This is a genomic window from Chryseobacterium sp. CFS15 (assembly GCF_031118795.1).
In the GTDB taxonomy this organism is placed as follows: domain Bacteria; phylum Bacteroidota; class Bacteroidia; order Flavobacteriales; family Weeksellaceae; genus Chryseobacterium; species Chryseobacterium indoltheticum.
The window spans coordinates 164,316-180,522 of the sequence record NZ_JAVHYL010000003.1 but is presented as its reverse complement, the minus strand read 5'-3'; the positions used below and the strand labels follow the sequence as shown (position 1 = coordinate 180,522).

General features: G+C 34.6%; 15 protein-coding genes. 10 read left to right on the top strand and 5 right to left on the bottom strand.

Going from position 1 to position 16,207, the window contains the following annotated elements; translation table 11 throughout:
• Nucleotides 1-34: 34 nt before the first annotated feature.
• On the top strand, nucleotides 35-1,393 hold the full coding sequence (gene hemN / locus OH814_RS05990) for an oxygen-independent coproporphyrinogen III oxidase (RefSeq protein ID WP_308827515.1): 1,359 nt from the start codon (nucleotides 35-37) through the stop codon (nucleotides 1,391-1,393).
• An 84-nt stretch (nucleotides 1,394-1,477) separates the two neighbouring features.
• Here hemN and OH814_RS05985 read toward each other — a convergent pair whose 3' ends face one another.
• A complete protein-coding gene (locus tag OH814_RS05985) occupies nucleotides 1,478-2,839 on the bottom strand; it encodes a PQQ-dependent sugar dehydrogenase (protein ID WP_308827514.1) in 1,362 nt (453 codons plus the stop codon).
• 208 nt (nucleotides 2,840-3,047) lie between these two features.
• Between OH814_RS05985 and secD the strand changes: the two genes are divergently transcribed.
• From secD to OH814_RS05950, 7 genes are all read left to right on the top strand, one after another.
• Nucleotides 3,048-5,945, top strand: coding sequence for a protein translocase subunit SecD (gene secD, locus OH814_RS05980; protein WP_076558943.1), 2,898 nt, complete (start codon nucleotides 3,048-3,050; stop codon nucleotides 5,943-5,945).
• A gap of 190 nt (nucleotides 5,946-6,135) precedes the next feature.
• On the top strand, nucleotides 6,136-7,353 hold the full coding sequence (locus tag OH814_RS05975; RefSeq protein WP_308827513.1) for a TCR/Tet family MFS transporter: 1,218 nt from the start codon (nucleotides 6,136-6,138) through the stop codon (nucleotides 7,351-7,353).
• A 60-nt stretch (nucleotides 7,354-7,413) separates the two neighbouring features.
• Entirely contained in the window at nucleotides 7,414-7,749 is a 336-nt protein-coding gene (locus tag OH814_RS05970; protein WP_076558939.1) for a twin-arginine translocase TatA/TatE family subunit, read from the top strand.
• A gap of 3 nt (nucleotides 7,750-7,752) precedes the next feature.
• Nucleotides 7,753-8,319 (top strand): phosphatase PAP2 family protein, encoded by a 567-nt coding sequence (locus tag OH814_RS05965; protein WP_279195309.1) that lies wholly within the window; start codon nucleotides 7,753-7,755, stop codon nucleotides 8,317-8,319.
• Nucleotides 8,316-9,128 (top strand): tetratricopeptide repeat protein, encoded by an 813-nt coding sequence (locus OH814_RS05960; protein ID WP_308827512.1) that lies wholly within the window; start codon nucleotides 8,316-8,318, stop codon nucleotides 9,126-9,128. Before OH814_RS05965 ends, OH814_RS05960 begins: the two co-directional genes overlap by 4 nt.
• A gap of 149 nt (nucleotides 9,129-9,277) precedes the next feature.
• On the top strand, nucleotides 9,278-9,733 hold the full coding sequence (locus OH814_RS05955; RefSeq protein ID WP_308827511.1) for a tRNA (cytidine(34)-2'-O)-methyltransferase: 456 nt from the start codon (nucleotides 9,278-9,280) through the stop codon (nucleotides 9,731-9,733).
• 169 nt (nucleotides 9,734-9,902) lie between these two features.
• On the top strand, nucleotides 9,903-10,229 hold the full coding sequence (locus OH814_RS05950) for a hypothetical protein (RefSeq protein WP_123885328.1): 327 nt from the start codon (nucleotides 9,903-9,905) through the stop codon (nucleotides 10,227-10,229).
• Here OH814_RS05950 and OH814_RS05945 read toward each other — a convergent pair whose 3' ends face one another.
• Complete coding sequence (locus OH814_RS05945) at nucleotides 10,230-10,703, bottom strand: 23S rRNA (pseudouridine(1915)-N(3))-methyltransferase RlmH (protein ID WP_076558932.1); 474 nt, start codon at nucleotides 10,701-10,703, stop codon at nucleotides 10,230-10,232.
• A 31-nt stretch (nucleotides 10,704-10,734) separates the two neighbouring features.
• On the opposite strand from OH814_RS05945, the gene OH814_RS05940 reads away from it, so the two are divergent.
• Both OH814_RS05940 and OH814_RS05935 read left to right on the top strand, forming a co-directional pair.
• On the top strand, nucleotides 10,735-11,748 hold the full coding sequence (locus OH814_RS05940; protein ID WP_115619400.1) for a YihY/virulence factor BrkB family protein: 1,014 nt from the start codon (nucleotides 10,735-10,737) through the stop codon (nucleotides 11,746-11,748).
• A gap of 1 nt (nucleotide 11,749) precedes the next feature.
• Nucleotides 11,750-12,127 (top strand): hypothetical protein, encoded by a 378-nt coding sequence (locus tag OH814_RS05935; protein WP_308827510.1) that lies wholly within the window; start codon nucleotides 11,750-11,752, stop codon nucleotides 12,125-12,127.
• Here the strand turns inward: OH814_RS05935 and nhaA are convergent.
• The 3 genes from nhaA to OH814_RS05920 all read right to left on the bottom strand — a co-directional run bounded on the left by nhaA (nucleotide 12,114) and on the right by OH814_RS05920 (nucleotide 16,016).
• Nucleotides 12,114-13,316: a Na+/H+ antiporter NhaA gene (gene nhaA / locus OH814_RS05930; RefSeq protein WP_308827509.1), complete on the bottom strand. Its 1,203-nt coding sequence runs from the start codon at nucleotides 13,314-13,316 to the stop codon at nucleotides 12,114-12,116. The genes OH814_RS05935 and nhaA overlap by 14 nt on opposite strands.
• A 9-nt stretch (nucleotides 13,317-13,325) precedes the next feature.
• Nucleotides 13,326-15,530, bottom strand: coding sequence for a RelA/SpoT family protein (locus OH814_RS05925; RefSeq protein WP_308827508.1), 2,205 nt, complete (start codon nucleotides 15,528-15,530; stop codon nucleotides 13,326-13,328).
• A 120-nt stretch (nucleotides 15,531-15,650) separates the two neighbouring features.
• Complete coding sequence (locus OH814_RS05920; RefSeq protein WP_308827507.1) at nucleotides 15,651-16,016, bottom strand: hypothetical protein; 366 nt, start codon at nucleotides 16,014-16,016, stop codon at nucleotides 15,651-15,653.
• Between the last annotated feature and the right edge of the window lie 191 nt (nucleotides 16,017-16,207).

Genomic DNA, 16,207 nt, shown 5'->3' with positions numbered 1-16,207 from the left:
ATTTCATCAGTTTAGAAAAAATATAAAGTTTCAAATGAATTCGTTAATCGATAAATATAATATTCCAGGCCCGCGTTATACGTCTTATCCCACTGTTCCATATTGGGACGAATCTACTTTTTCTCCGGAAAAGTGGAAATCTAGTGTCATCAAATCTTTTAATGAAAGCAATTCGGCAGAAGGAATTTCAATATACATTCACCTTCCTTTCTGTGAAGCATTGTGTACTTTTTGCGCTTGTCACAAACGTATTACAAAGCAGCACAGTGTAGAAGTTCCTTATCTTGAAAGTGTCTTAAAAGAATGGATGCTTTACCTTCAATTATTTAATGAAAAGCCAAAGTTAAAAGAACTGCATTTAGGGGGCGGAACACCTACATTTTTTTCTCCGCAAAATCTAAAAACCTTATTGCAGGGAATTTTTGATACCGTTGAAATCGCAGAACATCCTGAATTTTCTTTTGAAGGTCACCCGAATAATACAACAAGAGAACATCTTCAGACTTTATACGATTTAGGTTTTCGCAGAGCCAGTTTTGGGGTGCAGGATTATGATCCTAAAGTTCAGAAAGCGATCAATAGAATTCAGCCTTTTGAAAACGTAAAAAATGTTACAGAATGGGCGAGAGAGATTGGGTATACAAGTATTTCTCACGATTTGGTTTATGGTTTACCGCATTCCAATTGGGAAAGTATGGCTCTTACCATTCATAAAACTTTAGAGCTGAAACCGGATCGTCTTGCTTATTATTCTTATGCTCATGTACCATGGATAAAAGGAGTAGGTCAAAGAGGTTTCGATGAAAACGACCTGCCAAGCGGTGAAGAGAAAAGAAGATTGTATGAAGACGGAAAAAAATTATTAGAAGAATTAGGCTATAAAGAAGTCGGGATGGATCATTTTTCTCTTGAAGAAGATGAGTTGTACAAATCTATGATTTCAGGAGATATTCACCGTAATTTTATGGGATATTCTTCGAGCAAAACTCAATTAATGATAGGTTTAGGGATGAGTTCTATTTCAGATTCTTGGTATGCTTTTGCTCAAAATGTAAAAACGGTTGAAGAATACCAGAAAATTGTTGAAGAAGGTGAAATCCCTGTAGTGAAAGGACATGTTTTAAATGAAGAAGATTTATCGATCAGAAGACATATTTTAAATTTAATGTGTCAATTGGAAACCACTTTTGAAAATAAAGATGCCATTCCAGAGCTTGAAAATGCTTTTGATATGCTTCAGGAAATGGAACGCGATGAATTGGTTGAAATTAATCATAATCATATAAAAATCACAGAAAAAGGAAGGGCTTTCACAAGAAATGTAGCCATGGTTTTCGATCTCAGAATGTTGAGAAACAAACCTGAAACCAGAATTTTTTCAATGACAATATAACAAAAAGCGATTCAGAAATGAATCGCTTTTCTTTGCCTAAACCTAAACCTAAACCTAAACCTAAACCTAAGCCTAAACCTAAGCCTATTTAATAATTATTTTCTGGCTGTAAGATTTCAAATCTCCCGATTTAATGTTGATGTAATAAACTCCTGCAGGAATTCCTGTAATGTTGATACTGTTTTCAAAATCAAATTTTGTTTCGTCCAAAACTTTTCTTCCTTCAGTACTGAAAATTTCGGCAACGCTATTCTTATCTTTTAAGCCTTCGACAAAAATTCTTTCTGATGCAGGATTTGGGTAAACTCTGATCTGGCTGAATGTAGCATCCTGTACTCCCAAAGTTGTTGTGGTAATCTTATAAATCTTACCGTTATTTACAGCCCCTACATAAAGTTCGTTAAGATTGTTTTGTCCGAAAGTTGAAAAATTATTGCCGGTAAAGGGGGTAGTCCAGGAAATTGAGTTGTTTGCATCCATCATACCGATTTGTGAAGAACAGTAATCTGCAAAAAAATATTTTCCTTGCAGACCTGGGTTTTGTGTTCCCCGATAAACATATCCTCCGGTAATCGAACATTTGTTTCCGGAATGATCATAAACAGCAACAGGGAATGTCATCGTGGTAGAAGCTGCACATCCAGTGGCGTTATAAGTGTTATTTCCTTCGTAACATCTCCATCCGTAATTGATTCCTGCCTGCGTGATTGGCATCCGGTTGATTTCCTCAAAAAGACCTTGTCCTACATCAGCTATCATTGCATTTCCGGTAGTTAAGTCAAAAGAAAATTTCCATGCATTTCTTAGTCCATAAGACCAGATTTCATCTGCGCCATCAATTCCTACAAAAGGATTTCCTGCGGGAATATTGTATGGTCCCGTAGAATTAATATCCAATCTTAACAGCTTTCCTAACAATGAATTTTTGTTTTGAGCATTATTATTGGGATCGCCGCTACTTCCGCCGTCTCCCGTTACAATCCACAAATTTCCGTCAGGAGCAAAATGAATACTTCCACCATTATGGTTATCGAAAGGTTTTGGAATATTTAAAATGATTTTTTCTGAATTAGGATCAGCAGTATTCGGATTGGTAGAATTCACAGAATATCTTGCTACGATGATATTTCCTTCTGTGTTGTTGTAATACACGAAAAAATATCCGTTGGTTAGATATTGTGGGTGAAAAGCCAGACCTAAAAGTCCTCTTTCTCCATTGAATGTAACTTTGCTGCTTATATTAAGAAAGTCTGCAGCATTCACGGTTCCGTTGGGTTGTATAATCTTAATAATTCCATTCTGTTGTACTACGAAAAGACGGCTGTCATTTGCGTTGGTGATCTCTACAGGACTCGTAAGCCCACTTGCGAATTCTTCCAGTACAAAACTTTGAGATTGTACGATTAAGGAAGATAATAATGCTAATAAAAGTAATGGTCTTTTCATAATATTTTGAAATTTAGGGTGTTGTATTGTTGAAATGAAAATTTCATACCATTACCTGTTTTTAATATTTAATAAATTTAGCCATAAAATATCATTAAAATAAGATTGCCGATATATCTGAAAATAAACCATTTCTGTTGCCAAAAGTTCATAAAATATCAATAAAATCATTATATTTGCCGACTTAATTTAACGTAGTTATAACAAAATGCAAGGAAAAGGACTTATTACAATTGTTGCTATTGTACTAGGGTTAATTTGCTTAAATGAGCTATTACCAACCTGGTACGCCGGCAAAATTGAATCGCAAATCGAAGCTGCGAACGGAAACGAGAAAGAAATTCAGAGATTAAAGGATGAAACTTTAAATCTTGGGTTTACAGAACTTTCTTATGCTAAGGCAAAAGACAAAGAAATGAAGCTGGGTCTTGACCTGAAAGGGGGGATCAACGTTCTTTTGGAAATCAATCAGAGAGATCTGGTGAATGATTTAACTAATTATTCTACCAATCCTATTCTTATTGAGGCTCTAAACAGAACAGATGAAGCTCAGAAAAACTCTACAAAATCTTATATCGACAATTTCTTTGTTGAGTTTGATGCCGTAAACAAAGCAAAAGGCGCAAACCTTAAACTTGCAGATCCTGAAATCTTCGGAAATACTAATCTTTCTGAGATTAAATTTAACACCACTGATGATCAGGTAAAAAGCATTGTTAAAAAAAGAATTGATCTTTCTGTAGGTACAGCTTTTGAAGTAATCAGAACCAGAATTGATAAATTAGGAGCTATCCAGCCAAACGTACAGAGAGTTCCGGGAACGGCAAGAATCTCTGTAGAAATGCCGGGTATGAAAGATATCGATAAGGTTAAAAAGATGCTTCAGACTTCTGCAAAACTTCAGTTTTGGGAAATACAGCAGTTTGCTGAGGTTGCACCTTATTTCCAGACTTTAAGTGCTACAGTTGCTGCAAAAGGTGACTCTATGGGAGTTGCTAAAAATGTGAACTTCTTAAACTTAATGCAAGGAGGGAAATCAGGAACCATGAGCTCTGTAGGAAGTGTGAAATTGACAGATACTGCAAAAGTAAACAAGATATTAAACAGTAAAATTGCACAGTCTTTACGTCCTGCAAATATAAAATATACCCAGTTTATGTGGGGTTACAAGCCTGAATCTACGGATGAAAAAAGCTTAGTCCTATATGCTATAAGAGGTAATATCAACCAAAAAGCTCCGGTAGACGGTGCTGTAGAAACTGCAAGCATCGGTTACGATGAGTTGAGCAGAGTAGTGGTAGATATGCAAATGGATTCTAAAGGTGCTAAAGACTGGAAAACGCTTACCGAGAAAAACGTAGGAAAACCAGTTGCTGTAACTTTAGATAACAGAGTATATACTGCACCAAATGTACAGGGTGCAATTCCTAACGGTAGAACACAGATCTCTGGTAACTTCTCTCAGGAAGAAGCTAAAGAATTGGTAGACGTTTTAGGAGCTGGTAAATTACCTGCAGGTGCAAAAGTAGTACAAGCTACACAAGTAGGACCGTCTTTAGGGCAGGAGTCTATTGATGCGGGAGTTTTATCATTCTCTATTGCGTTCTTAATTATTATTGCGTACATCATTTTCTACTACGGTTTAGCGGGTGTTTATGCAGTAATTGCAATGATCATCAACTTATTCTATATTTTCGGAATTATGGATTCCGGAGACTTTACTTTAACGCTTCCTGGTATTGCGGGTATTGTACTTTCAATGGCGATGGCGGTAGATACCAACGTAATTATTTACGAAAGGACGAAAGAAGAATTATTTGCAGGAAAAAACATTCTTGAAGCTTACAAAGATGGTTTCAAACATGCATTAAATGCAATTATAGATGGTCACTTAACGATGATTTTGACGGCGGTAGTATTGTTCTTCTTCGGAACAGGTCCTATCAAAGGATTTGCATTGACGTTGTTGATTGGTGCTGTAATGACATTGTTTACATCAATCTTACTTTCGAGAGTAATGATTTTCCACAGATTAAATAAAGGTAAAAGTCTTTCAGTTTGGACGCCTCCAACGAAAAACTTATTCAGAAATACTTGGATCGATTTTATTGGAAAAAGAAAATATTCATATATTCTTTCTGCAATTTTAACGGTAATTTCTTTAGGGTCAATTTTCGTTAATGGATTTAAATTTGGTATCGATTTTACAGGAGGTAGAAACTACGTTGTAAGATTTGACAAAGAAGTAAATGCAGAAGATATTGAAAATGGTTTAGTTAAAGTTTTCACAACTCAGGATGGTAAAAATTCTTCTGTAGAAGCTAAAACTTTTGGAAACAACAATCAGCTGAAAATCTCTACAGATTATCTTATCAATGACGAATCATTGAAAGCTGACCAGACTATTGAGCAAAAATTATTTGAAGGTTTAAAACCGAATCTTCCTGCAAAAATGACTTTAGAAGAATTTAAATCTGCAGATACAGATCACGCAGGTATTATTTCTTCAGAAAAAGTGGGACCTTCTGTTGCTGATGATATTCAGACACATGGTACATTGGCAGTAGTTGCTGCTTTGGCAGGTATTTTCCTATATATTTTGGTAAGATTTAGAAAATGGCAGTTTTCATTGGGTGCTGTTGCGGCACTATTACATGATGCTATTATTATCTTGGGTGCGTTCTCGTTATTCCATTCTGTAATGCCTTTCAACATGGAGGTTAACCAGGATTTCATCGCGGCAATTCTTACCGTATTGGGTTACTCAATCAATGATACCGTAATTATCTTCGATAGAATTAGAGAATACTTGAGAGAGAAAAAAGCGCTTACTTTATCAGGATTGTTTGATGATGCTATTTCAAGTACTTTAGGTAGAACGTTCAACACTACATTTGCTACGTTACTTGTAATTCTTGCGATCTTCATCTTTGGTGGAGACAACTTGAGAGGATTTATGTTTGCATTATTAATCGGTATTGGTTTTGGTGCATACTCATCCATCTTTATCGCATCGGCAATTGCTTACGATTTCCTTAAATCAGGAAAAGAAGAAGATGTACACGGTAAATCTTCTACAGATAAAGAATTACTTGCTACAAAGTAATATCAACTACATTAAATATATTAAAGAGCCTTTCATTTGAAAGGCTCTTTTTTTTATAACTTTTAAATTTAATTTAATTAAAACTAAAATTAAAACAGTTATTCCCAACCAAAAACCATCAACTATCAACAACAATAATTCAACAATTTAGAACGAATATTTTTCCTGATTTCCTTATTTTTGCACAGTAATGGAAAATTCAAAAAAGAAAGCAGCAATGAGCTTTATATTTATCACCTTGCTGATAGATATAACGGGGTGGGGAATCATCATTCCTGTAGTTCCACAATTGATTAAAGAACTGATTCATGCTGATATCAGTGAAGCTGCAAAATACGGCGGCTGGCTCGGTTTTGCTTATGCTTTCGTTCAGTTTGTTTTTTCTCCGGTTGTAGGAAATCTCAGTGATAAATTTGGGCGGAGACCTATTATTTTGATTTCACTTTTTGGTTTTGCCATTGATTATATTTTACTTGCATTGGCTCCTACGATTCTATGGTTGTTTATAGGAAGGGTTATTGCAGGGATTACCGGTGCGAGTGTTACAACAGCGAGTGCATATATTGCAGATATTTCTACAGATAAAGACAGAGCTAAAAACTTCGGTTTAATCGGTGCTGCCTTTGGTCTGGGTTTTATTATAGGTCCGGTTTTAGGTGGTGTTTTAGGACATTACGGAGCAAGAGTTCCGTTTTATGCAGCCGCAGGTTTATGTCTTTTAAATTTCCTTTATGGTTACTTCATCCTTCCTGAAAGCTTAGACAAAGACAAAAGACGCGATTTTAGTTGGAAACGTGCAAATCCCGTTGGCTCATTCAAATTTTTAGGAAAACATCCTGAAATTTCTGGGCTAATCTTTGCTTTAATTTTAATTTACATTGCAGGTCATGCCGTACAAAGTAACTGGAGCTTCTTTACCATGTACGAATTTGACTGGACGGAAAGAATGGTCGGGATTTCTTTAGGTGTCGTTGGTCTTCTGGTGGGCTTAGTTCAGGGAGTTTTAATCCGATGGACAACCCCAAAACTGGGTGAACAAAAAAGTATTTATTACGGATTGATATTATATGCAATAGGATTGCTGCTCTTTTCATTTGCATCCGAAGGTTGGATGATGTTTGTGTTTTTAATTCCTTATTGTCTGGGCGGAATTTGTGGACCAGCATTGCAGTCTGTGATTACAAAATCGGTTCCTTCAAATGAGCAGGGAGAATTGCAGGGAGCTTTGACGAGTTTAATGAGCGCAACATCTATTATCGGGCCGCCCGTGATGACCAATTTATTCTACTTTTTTACACATGAAGAAGCACCGTTTAAATTTTCAGGGGCACCTTTCTTTTTAGCATTTATACTCATGTCTGTAAGTGTTGTAATTACTTATTATGCTTTTCAGAAAAATAAATCTTAAAATTTGTTTAAAATTAAATATATCATATTTTATATATATAATCTTTTGTAATTTAGCACCATGGAATTAAGCATTGGAGAAATGGCACTTATTGCCATTGCAATTGTAGTTTTGTTTGGTCCGGATAAACTACCTCAAATTGCTCGTGATCTAGGATCTGGAGTGAGAAAAATGCGTGGCGCAGTAGAAGACATCAAAACTGAGATCATGAAAGAAACAGATAATCCTGTTTCTGAGATAAAACGTGAGATCGAGAAAGTGAAAGATGCTGCAAAAGATTTTAATCCGATGAAGAATATCGAAGAAAATATTTTAAACGAACAATCTCCCGCAACGGAATTACCAAAAGTAAAACCTGCGGATGACGAAACTTACGAAGGACCGGTAAGCCGTTAAAATATGGAAGAAATTATTCAGGAAGATAAAAATCTTTTCCTTTATCTAAACAATTTGGGCGATACCCCATTTGATCAGTTTTGGATGATGATTTCTGCAACCTGGATCTGGGTTCCGCTGTATGTAATACTTTGTTATCTTCTCTACAAAAATTTCAAATTAAAATCTCTGCTTTATATTCTCCTTTTCATAGCAATTGGAGTCACTGTTTCAGATCAGGTTTCAGGGATTTTCAAATATGGCGTTGCCAGATTAAGACCTTGTCATGATCCTTCGATTCAAAATGCGATGCGCATTGTAAAATGTGGCGGACAGTATGGTTTTTACTCTGCACATGCTTCAAATACTTTCTTTTTAGCAAGCTATTTAAGTTTTTTATTGAAAGATAAAATTAAATGGTTTCCTTATGCTATATTTATCTGGGCTGCAGTAGTAGCTTACAGCCGTATATATTTAGGAGTACATTTCCCAATAGATATTTTGGTGGGGGCGTTTGTTGGAACTTTATTGGGAGGGCTTTTTGCTATGCTCGCAAAAAAAGTGATAAACAAACAAACTATAAAACCATGAAAAAACATTTACTCATTCTCACCTTACTCGTAACGTCTTTTAGTTTTTTGTCTGCTCAGGATAAAAAAATAGCTGAAGAATGTTTTAAAAAAGCCGATTACAAATGTGCTGAAGAGCAATATTCAAAGTTGGTGCTTTCAGAGCATATTCAGAAATATCAATCAGAATATTACGTTAATTTAGGAACAGCACAGAGAAGATTAGGTAAAACGACTTTGGCTTTTAAATCCTATGAATCTGCTTTAAAATCAAATCCTAAATCTATAGCTGTTTATGAAAATCTGGCTTCTTTGCACAATCAGAAAGGAAACCGCAACAAAGCTTTAGAATATGCCAATACAGGAATAATGCTCGAACCTGAAAACGCTGAAATTTATTTAATTCGATCCAAGATTTACAATAATTTAGGCAAAAAAGATCTGGCGATGGAAGATTTAAAACACATTCTCACTTTTGCTCCGGATAATATTTTTGCAAGAATAGGTTTGGCAAATCTTAAAAAAAATAACGGAGATCTTGAAGGTGCTTTAAAAGAATACAACCAATTACTCACTGAGAAGCCAGAGTCTTTATTGTATAACGGAAGAGCCGATATCTATCTGAAAATGAAAAAATCAAAAGAAGCTTTGGCAGACATCAATAAAGCGATTTCTATCGATCCTACATTTTCCCAGTCTTACGTCACAAAAGCAATAATTTTATTCGATTCAGCAAAAGATAAAGAAGCGTGTTCCAATTTAGATAAAGCTGTTGCTTTAGGCCATGAAAAAGGTTTATTAACAGAGTTTGAAGGAAAGTGTAAAAAATAATAGACCTATTAAAAGCATTTTTGAATAAATATAACTTTTTATTTCTTAGCTGAATGAAATGCCTTTGCGAACTTATAAACGCTTACAATTAAAAAAAACTTTGTGAGCTTTGCCTTAAAAATTAAGATTCAATTAAATTAAAAAAATTCATGTTAAATATTGTTCTTGTAGAACCTGAAATCCCAAATAATACCGGCAATATCGGTAGATTGTGCGTAGGAACTGAAAGCAGATTGCATCTGATACATCCGTTTGGATTTTTGATTGATGATAAAAACCTGAAACGTTCCGGTTTAGATTATTGGGTGCATCTTGATGTAACAGAATACGAAAATGTTGATGAATGGATAAAAAATATTCCCGATCTGTCTCGTGTTTTTCTGATGAGTTCACACGCTGTGAAATCTTATCTGGAAACCGATTTTCAGGATGGCGACTGGCTGGTTTTCGGAAAAGAAAGTGTAGGCCTGAGCAAAGATGTTTTAGACCGTTTTGAAAATCATTTGACCATTCCGATGTCTAAATTGATTCGAAGTTTTAATATCGCAAATTCTGTTGCATTTGTAGTAGGAGAGGCGAAACGGCAGATTACCTTAAAAAAATAGTTTTAAAAGTATTTTCTTTTTAAAATTTGTTACGAAAGAGCGATCTGATAATAATATTGAGTTGTAAGAAAGCTCTCATTTGTTTTTAAAAAAAGTAATGAACTTTGAATTTAATTAAAAGTCTTTTGTATATTTGAAAAATATCACTTAATAAAGATTTATTTAAATTATGAAAACACTTTCCAGACTTGTTTTATCAACAGCTTTTGTAATGGCTTTAGCAATTTCAAATACTGCTTTTGCTCAGGAAACTAAAAACGAACTTGCCATCCATACCAATTCATTATTAGGAAATACAGTTAAAAGGCATGAAGCTTCTCCTGAATTAAAAGCAACTACTTTGATTTTAATTGACAAAAATGAAAGCTCACTTGAGGACCTCAAAGAACTTAAAGGAGAACATGTAAAAGGCGTAAAAGTACTTTTAGATGATTCTGTAAAGAAAAAATTCAGACAAAAAGGGATCAAAGAAATTATTTCAGTTACTACAAAATAGTTAATCGTTGTGATAAGGTTTGCCCTGTAAAATCTGATCAGCTCTGTAAAGCTGTTCTACAATAAAAAGCCGGATCATCTGGTGTGTAAATGTCATTTTAGATAATGACATTTTTTCGTTGGCTCTGCTGTAGATTTCGTCAGAAAAACCATAGGCTCCGCCAATCAGGATATGAACTTTTTTCACAGAAGAATTCATCCACGAATCTATTTTCTGTGAAAATTCACGGCTTGTGAACTGTTTTCCTTTTTCGTCCAGAAGAATAACAAGATCATTTTTATCAATTTGATTTAAAAATAATTTGGATTCTTCTTTTTTGAGAAGATCGGAAGAAAGATTTTTGGCATTTTTCACATCTGGGATTTCTATAATCTCAAAATTCCAATGTTTTGGGAGCCGGGTAAGGTAATAACTGATCAAAGATGTAATTTCTTTGTCATCTGTTTTCCCAATACAAACTAAACTGATTCGCATTTCTTATATTTGCTGAGCACAAATATACTTTATGGCTATAAAAATTCCTAAATTTATCGTAAGATTTCAAGAGTTTCTAGACGACATCCATCTTCCTGTACTCGGAATATCGCTTTGGCAGATGTTTCAGATCTATATTTCGGGAATTTTCAAAGGTAATATAGGGCGAAAAGCTGCCAGTATTTCATGGAGTTTTACGTTAAGTTTATTTCCTTTTTTACTTTTCTTGCTTTCGGTAATCCCGTATATGCCGCATTATGATAAGCTTCAGTTCTACATTTTTGAAGTTTTGATGCATAATATTTTCCCATCCAATATTGAAGGCGATGTCCGAGGTTATATTGAAGACAGCATTATTCCCAATATGAAGGGAATTAGTAATTTAACGATTCTTATTGCGCTTGTTTTTGCGACGAACGGTACTTTTTCTTTGATTAACGGGTTTAATGAAAATTCAGAAGAAAAACTGACAGATGTAAAAGAATTTATTCTTTCTTTTTTTATCACAATAGGCTTTGTAAGTATTATCTTTTTATCACTTTTTGGCGTGTATTATGTGGAAGTTGTACTCAAACTCTTTACGCCGTCTTATGACGTCTCCTGGCTTGAGAGAAACTTATCAAAGATCATCGGTTTTGTGTCATTTCCTATATTTTACTTTATACTTCTGGCGATGTTTTATTGGTTGGGAACAGTAAAGATTATCAGATTCAGACAGGCGGTTCCGGGAGCAATTCTTACCACTGTTCTGTTTGTTGTGACAACGTATTTCTTTGCTCTTTATGTTAAGAATATTGCCCGGTACAACGTACTTTACGGTTCCATCGGAAGTATGATATTACTGATGGTTTGGGTGAATGTAAATGTTTATTTACTCCTTTTCGGTAATGAGCTGAATATGGCATTAAGAAAATTAAGAATAGAAAAGTTGCTTTCAGACGAGATCAAAAGAGAAACAAAAAATTATCATTCTGAAAATTCTGAGCCCAATCTTGAAAGTGATGACGAACACAAAAGACCTTATAATGATAAAAAAGAAAACTAGAATGAAAAAAAATATTGCAAAAGTGTTGATGATTGTATCTCTTGTAACTTTACAGTCGTGTACAGATATAGTTGATCAGATTTATGAAAATAAACAGGAGCAAAATACTTTCTCACCTTATCAGGGCAAGTATACCGGAACGTACACAGGAAATGCGAGCGGAGATTTAATTATTAATGTAAGTGAAAAAGGAACTATTGAAATAACAAGAATTACCCTTACCTCAAGCGAAACTTATATTACTGGTTTTATAAATGCATCTTTTAATACCACTAACAGAGCACCGTCGGGTTTTATGCTGATCGGGAATCTCAATTCGCAGTTGGGAACCTGGGAAATGGGTAATCTAAAAGGAAATTGGAGTGTTAAAAAGAACTAATTCTTCTTGTACTTCTTGGCTTTCTTTTTCTTCTTTTCTTTGAACTTAAATTTAAGATCACATATCCGGAAATTGCTGCAATAAATGAAGCAATCAAAATAGCAAATTTGGCTTCATCCTGAAAATCTACTTCATGTTTAAAGGATAATAATGCGATAAATATCGACATCGTGAATCCAATTCCTGCTAAAAGGCCGACGCCGAGCATTTGGCTCCATGACGAACGCTGCGGAAGTGCGCTGATTTTTAGCTTTACTGCAATCAGTGAAAAAAGATTAATTCCTATTAATTTTCCTAAAACAAGTCCACCAATTATTCCTAATCCTAAACTGTTGAATAACCCGTCAACCATACCGCTGTTAAACGTAATATTAGTATTGGTCAATGCAAAAATAGGCATGATGATAAAGCTTACCGGAAAGTGCAGGGTATGCTCGAGTTTCTCCAAAGGTGATATTTTTATTTTAGAGACATTAGTCGGGATACTTAAAGCAAGTAAAACGCCTGCAATCGTAGCATGAATTCCCGAATGATGTAGGAAATACCATAAAAATATGCCTGGAATAATATAGAAAATCAGTTTTGTAACCTTTAAAAAATTTAAGATAAATAAAACAGCGACGATCCCTACAGATAGCAAAAGGTAGATCCAATGTATTTGTTCTGTATAAAAGATGGCAATTACTAAAATGGCACCCAAGTCATCAACAATCGCTAATGCTGTAAGAAAAATCTTTAGTGAAGCCGGAACCTTCTTCCCCAACATCGAAATAATTGCCAAAGAAAAAGCAATATCCGTCGCCATCGGAATTCCCCATCCGTTGCTATACTCTGTCCCGGAATTGAAGATGCTGTAAATAACCGCAGGAACTACCATTCCGCCAACCGCAGCAAAAATAGGAAGTGAGGCATTTTTAAAAGATGAAAGCTCGCCTTCTACAAGTTCTCTTTTAATTTCTAATCCTACCAAAAGAAAAAAAACAGCCATCAAGCCATCATTAATCCAGATACTTAATGGATATTTCAGATCTACATTTTCAAAACCTAACTGATAATCTAGAATTTGTTGGAACCCGGTTCCTAATGATGAGTTTGCGATGATTAATGCAAAAAAAACACAGAATATCAGTAAAACTCCTGATGATTGATTGCTTTGAAAAAATTTGTTAAAGTATTGGTTCAGCTTCATTTTCTATTTTTAAATACGTCTAATTCTTGAGATTCCGTCGATTGCTTTTAATTTTTTAAATGTTTCTTCAAGCTGACCTTTATGTTTTACTTCTAAATTGATATTTCCTGTAAAAATACCATTATTAGATTCAATAGACATACTTTTCATATCCATTCCCATTGCACCGCTTATTACGGTGGTAATATCGTTGATCATTCCCATTCTGTCGAGGCCTTCGATCTCAATTTTAATACGGTTTTTGAAGCTTTCTTCATTTACCCATTTTGCAGGAATTACTCTGTAGTCGTACTGTGCACGGAGATTAATCGCATTCGGACAATTGTCACTGTGAACTTTTATTCCGTCTGAGATCGTAATGAAACCGAAGATTTTATCTCCCGGAATTACTGTACAGCACTTAGCGTAGCTGTAATTCAGTTTTTCTTCATCTTTCCCGAAAACGATCATATCGAGATTGATTTCTTTCGGCTCTTCGTAATGCTGGTTTTTATTTGAGCTTCTTTTAAACCTTGAAAACAAATTATTGAAAACATTTTTACTTTCAATATATTTTCTTAAGCTGCTCGCATCAAGTTCATTTGTCTGGAATTTTAAGAACAGTTCCTGAGAAGTCTTTAGGTTGAAAAACTTCTGAAGCTTGTTGATTTCCTCATCATTAAAATTAATTTTTGCATGACGAAGTTTTCTCTGCAGAATTTCTTTTCCTTCTTGTACGAATGAGTTTTTCTCAGAATTAAGGAAACTTTTTATTTTCGATTTAGCTTTTGATGTTACTACAAACTCAAGCCAGTCAAACTTCGGTTTTTGATTTTGAGATGAAAGAATATCTACCTGATCACCGTTTTGAAGAACATACGAAATAGGAACCAACTTTCCATTTATTTTTGCGCCTAAACATTTCATTCCCAAATCCGAATGTACCGAAAAAGCAAAATCTAAAGCGGTAGCATTGGTCGGAAGAATTTTAATTTCACCTTTTGGAGTAAATACAAAGACTTCTTTAGAATATAAATTAAGTTTGATGTTATCTAAAAGCTCAGAAGTTGTAAGATTCTGCTGCTGTTCGAGTACATCACGTATTTCGGTAACCCACTTTTCAAAATTTCTGTCATCATTGCTTTGTTTGTAACCTTCTTTGTATTTGTAATGGGCAGCAACACCTTTTTCGGCAATATCATCCATTCTTTCGGAACGGATCTGTACTTCAATCCACTTTTTATCGGGTCCAAGAACGGTTAAATGTAAACTTTCATAGCCTGTAGATCTTGGCTGAGTAATCCAGTCACGCATTCTGGAGGGATTACTGTGATAGACATCTGTTACGATAGAATATATTTTCCAGGCAAGGAATTTTTCATTCTTAGCATCAGATTTATAAATAATTCTGATGGCGTAATTGTCGAAAACTTCTTCAAAAGAAACGCCTTGTTTAAGCATTTTCCTGTAAATGGAAGAGATGGCTTTTGCTCGGCCTTTTATACTTACATTTAGACCTTCATCCTTTAATCTCTCAGAAACTTCCTTTGTAAACTCATCGATATAGCGAATTCGGCTTTCTTTTGCCAATTCCAATTTTTCGGTAATTTCATTGAAAATATCAGGATTATTATACTTTAACGACAAATCTTCAAGTTCAGATTTAATGTTGTATAATCCCAATCTGTGAGCCATTGGGGCATAGATATAGACCGTTTCGGAAGCAATTTTTTTCTGCTTATCGGGCGCCATGCTTTCCAGCGTTCTCATATTGTGTAGCCGGTCTGCAATTTTTATAAGAATTACACGGAAATCTTCAGAAAGGGTCAACAGTAATTTTCTGTAGTTTTCAGACTGTACAGAAATATTCTGATGATTCATGATCGAAATCTTCGTCAGCCCGTTAACGACTCCCGCAATTCTTTCGCCGAAAATCTTCTTCAGATCTTCATAAGTGTATTCGGAATCTTCTATAACGTCATGTAAAAGCGCACAGGCAATTGATGAGGCCCCTAAACCAATTTCTGTAGCAACAATTTTGGCAACAGCAATAGGATGATAAATGTAGGGCTCACCAGATTTTCTTCTTTGGTCTTTGTGTGCATCAAGAGCAATATCAAAAGCCTTTCGGATGAGTTTGTTATTCTCTTCATCCAAAGTTCTATATGTGTTAGAAATCAGGTCTTTATACCTCGCTGAGATTTCTTTATTTTCTTGTTCCAAGTCGTAACTCATCTGTGTAAAAGGCTTTATTTAGACGAAAATACGAAAAATATTATGATTAGTCAATGTATAAAACCAAAAATCCGCAGAAATAAATTCCACGGATTGGGTTATAAGTTTTTAGTTTAAATTTTAAGCTTTCACTTCAGAATTCATTCCGTCATGCTGTACTTTTATTCTTACATCGGGACTGCTGTGAATTTCTGCTTTGCTTCGTGCATCAATCAATCTTTTAAGATGAGTATATGATGCCTGATCAATGCTCATATTTTCAAATAAATAGATTTTGTGTGCGTGATTTTCATTAAAGATTTGCCTCACTTTGTCGGTTAGATCTTTATTTTTTATTTCGACACTCGCCAAGTATTGGGAGTTATGATGATCATCACTAAGGTACACAATGTACTCAGAATCTAAGAATCCTAAATCCTCAACTTCTAGCTCGAGTTTTTTGTAATCGCTCTGTGTCCCAAATAATCCTGCTAAGATGCTTGACATAGTAATATTGTTTAGTATTGGTTATCTAAAGATAGCAATATTTTTGGTATTGTTAGTGAAAATATAATAAAATTTACTATTTTTTATTTTATCTATAATATTTTAATATAAATTAATAAATTATCTATTTTAATGATGGTTGTTGCTTCAGTGTTTATTTCATTATTATACAACAAAAAACTCTGTAGTAA

Bases quoted from the DNA above. Each gene is read 5' to 3' on its own strand.
- OH814_RS05965 (WP_279195309.1), top strand. From the start codon at position 7,753: ATGGAAGAAATTATTCAGGAAGATAAAAATCTTTTCCTTTATCTAAAC.
- secD (WP_076558943.1), top strand. From the start codon at position 3,048: ATGCAAGGAAAAGGACTTATTACAATTGTTGCTATTGTACTAGGGTTA.
- nhaA (WP_308827509.1), bottom strand. From the start codon at position 13,316: ATGAAGCTGAACCAATACTTTAACAAATTTTTTCAAAGCAATCAATCA.
- OH814_RS05940 (WP_115619400.1), top strand. From the start codon at position 10,735: ATGGCTATAAAAATTCCTAAATTTATCGTAAGATTTCAAGAGTTTCTA.
- OH814_RS05950 (WP_123885328.1), top strand. From the start codon at position 9,903: ATGAAAACACTTTCCAGACTTGTTTTATCAACAGCTTTTGTAATGGCT.
- OH814_RS05960 (WP_308827512.1), top strand. From the start codon at position 8,316: ATGAAAAAACATTTACTCATTCTCACCTTACTCGTAACGTCTTTTAGT.
- OH814_RS05975 (WP_308827513.1), top strand. From the start codon at position 6,136: ATGGAAAATTCAAAAAAGAAAGCAGCAATGAGCTTTATATTTATCACC.
- OH814_RS05970 (WP_076558939.1), top strand. From the start codon at position 7,414: ATGGAATTAAGCATTGGAGAAATGGCACTTATTGCCATTGCAATTGTA.
- OH814_RS05985 (WP_308827514.1), bottom strand. From the start codon at position 2,839: ATGAAAAGACCATTACTTTTATTAGCATTATTATCTTCCTTAATCGTA.
- OH814_RS05955 (WP_308827511.1), top strand. From the start codon at position 9,278: ATGTTAAATATTGTTCTTGTAGAACCTGAAATCCCAAATAATACCGGC.
- OH814_RS05945 (WP_076558932.1), bottom strand. From the start codon at position 10,703: ATGCGAATCAGTTTAGTTTGTATTGGGAAAACAGATGACAAAGAAATT.
- OH814_RS05935 (WP_308827510.1), top strand. From the start codon at position 11,750: ATGAAAAAAAATATTGCAAAAGTGTTGATGATTGTATCTCTTGTAACT.
- hemN (WP_308827515.1), top strand. From the start codon at position 35: ATGAATTCGTTAATCGATAAATATAATATTCCAGGCCCGCGTTATACG.
- OH814_RS05920 (WP_308827507.1), bottom strand. From the start codon at position 16,016: ATGTCAAGCATCTTAGCAGGATTATTTGGGACACAGAGCGATTACAAA.
- OH814_RS05925 (WP_308827508.1), bottom strand. From the start codon at position 15,530: ATGAGTTACGACTTGGAACAAGAAAATAAAGAAATCTCAGCGAGGTAT.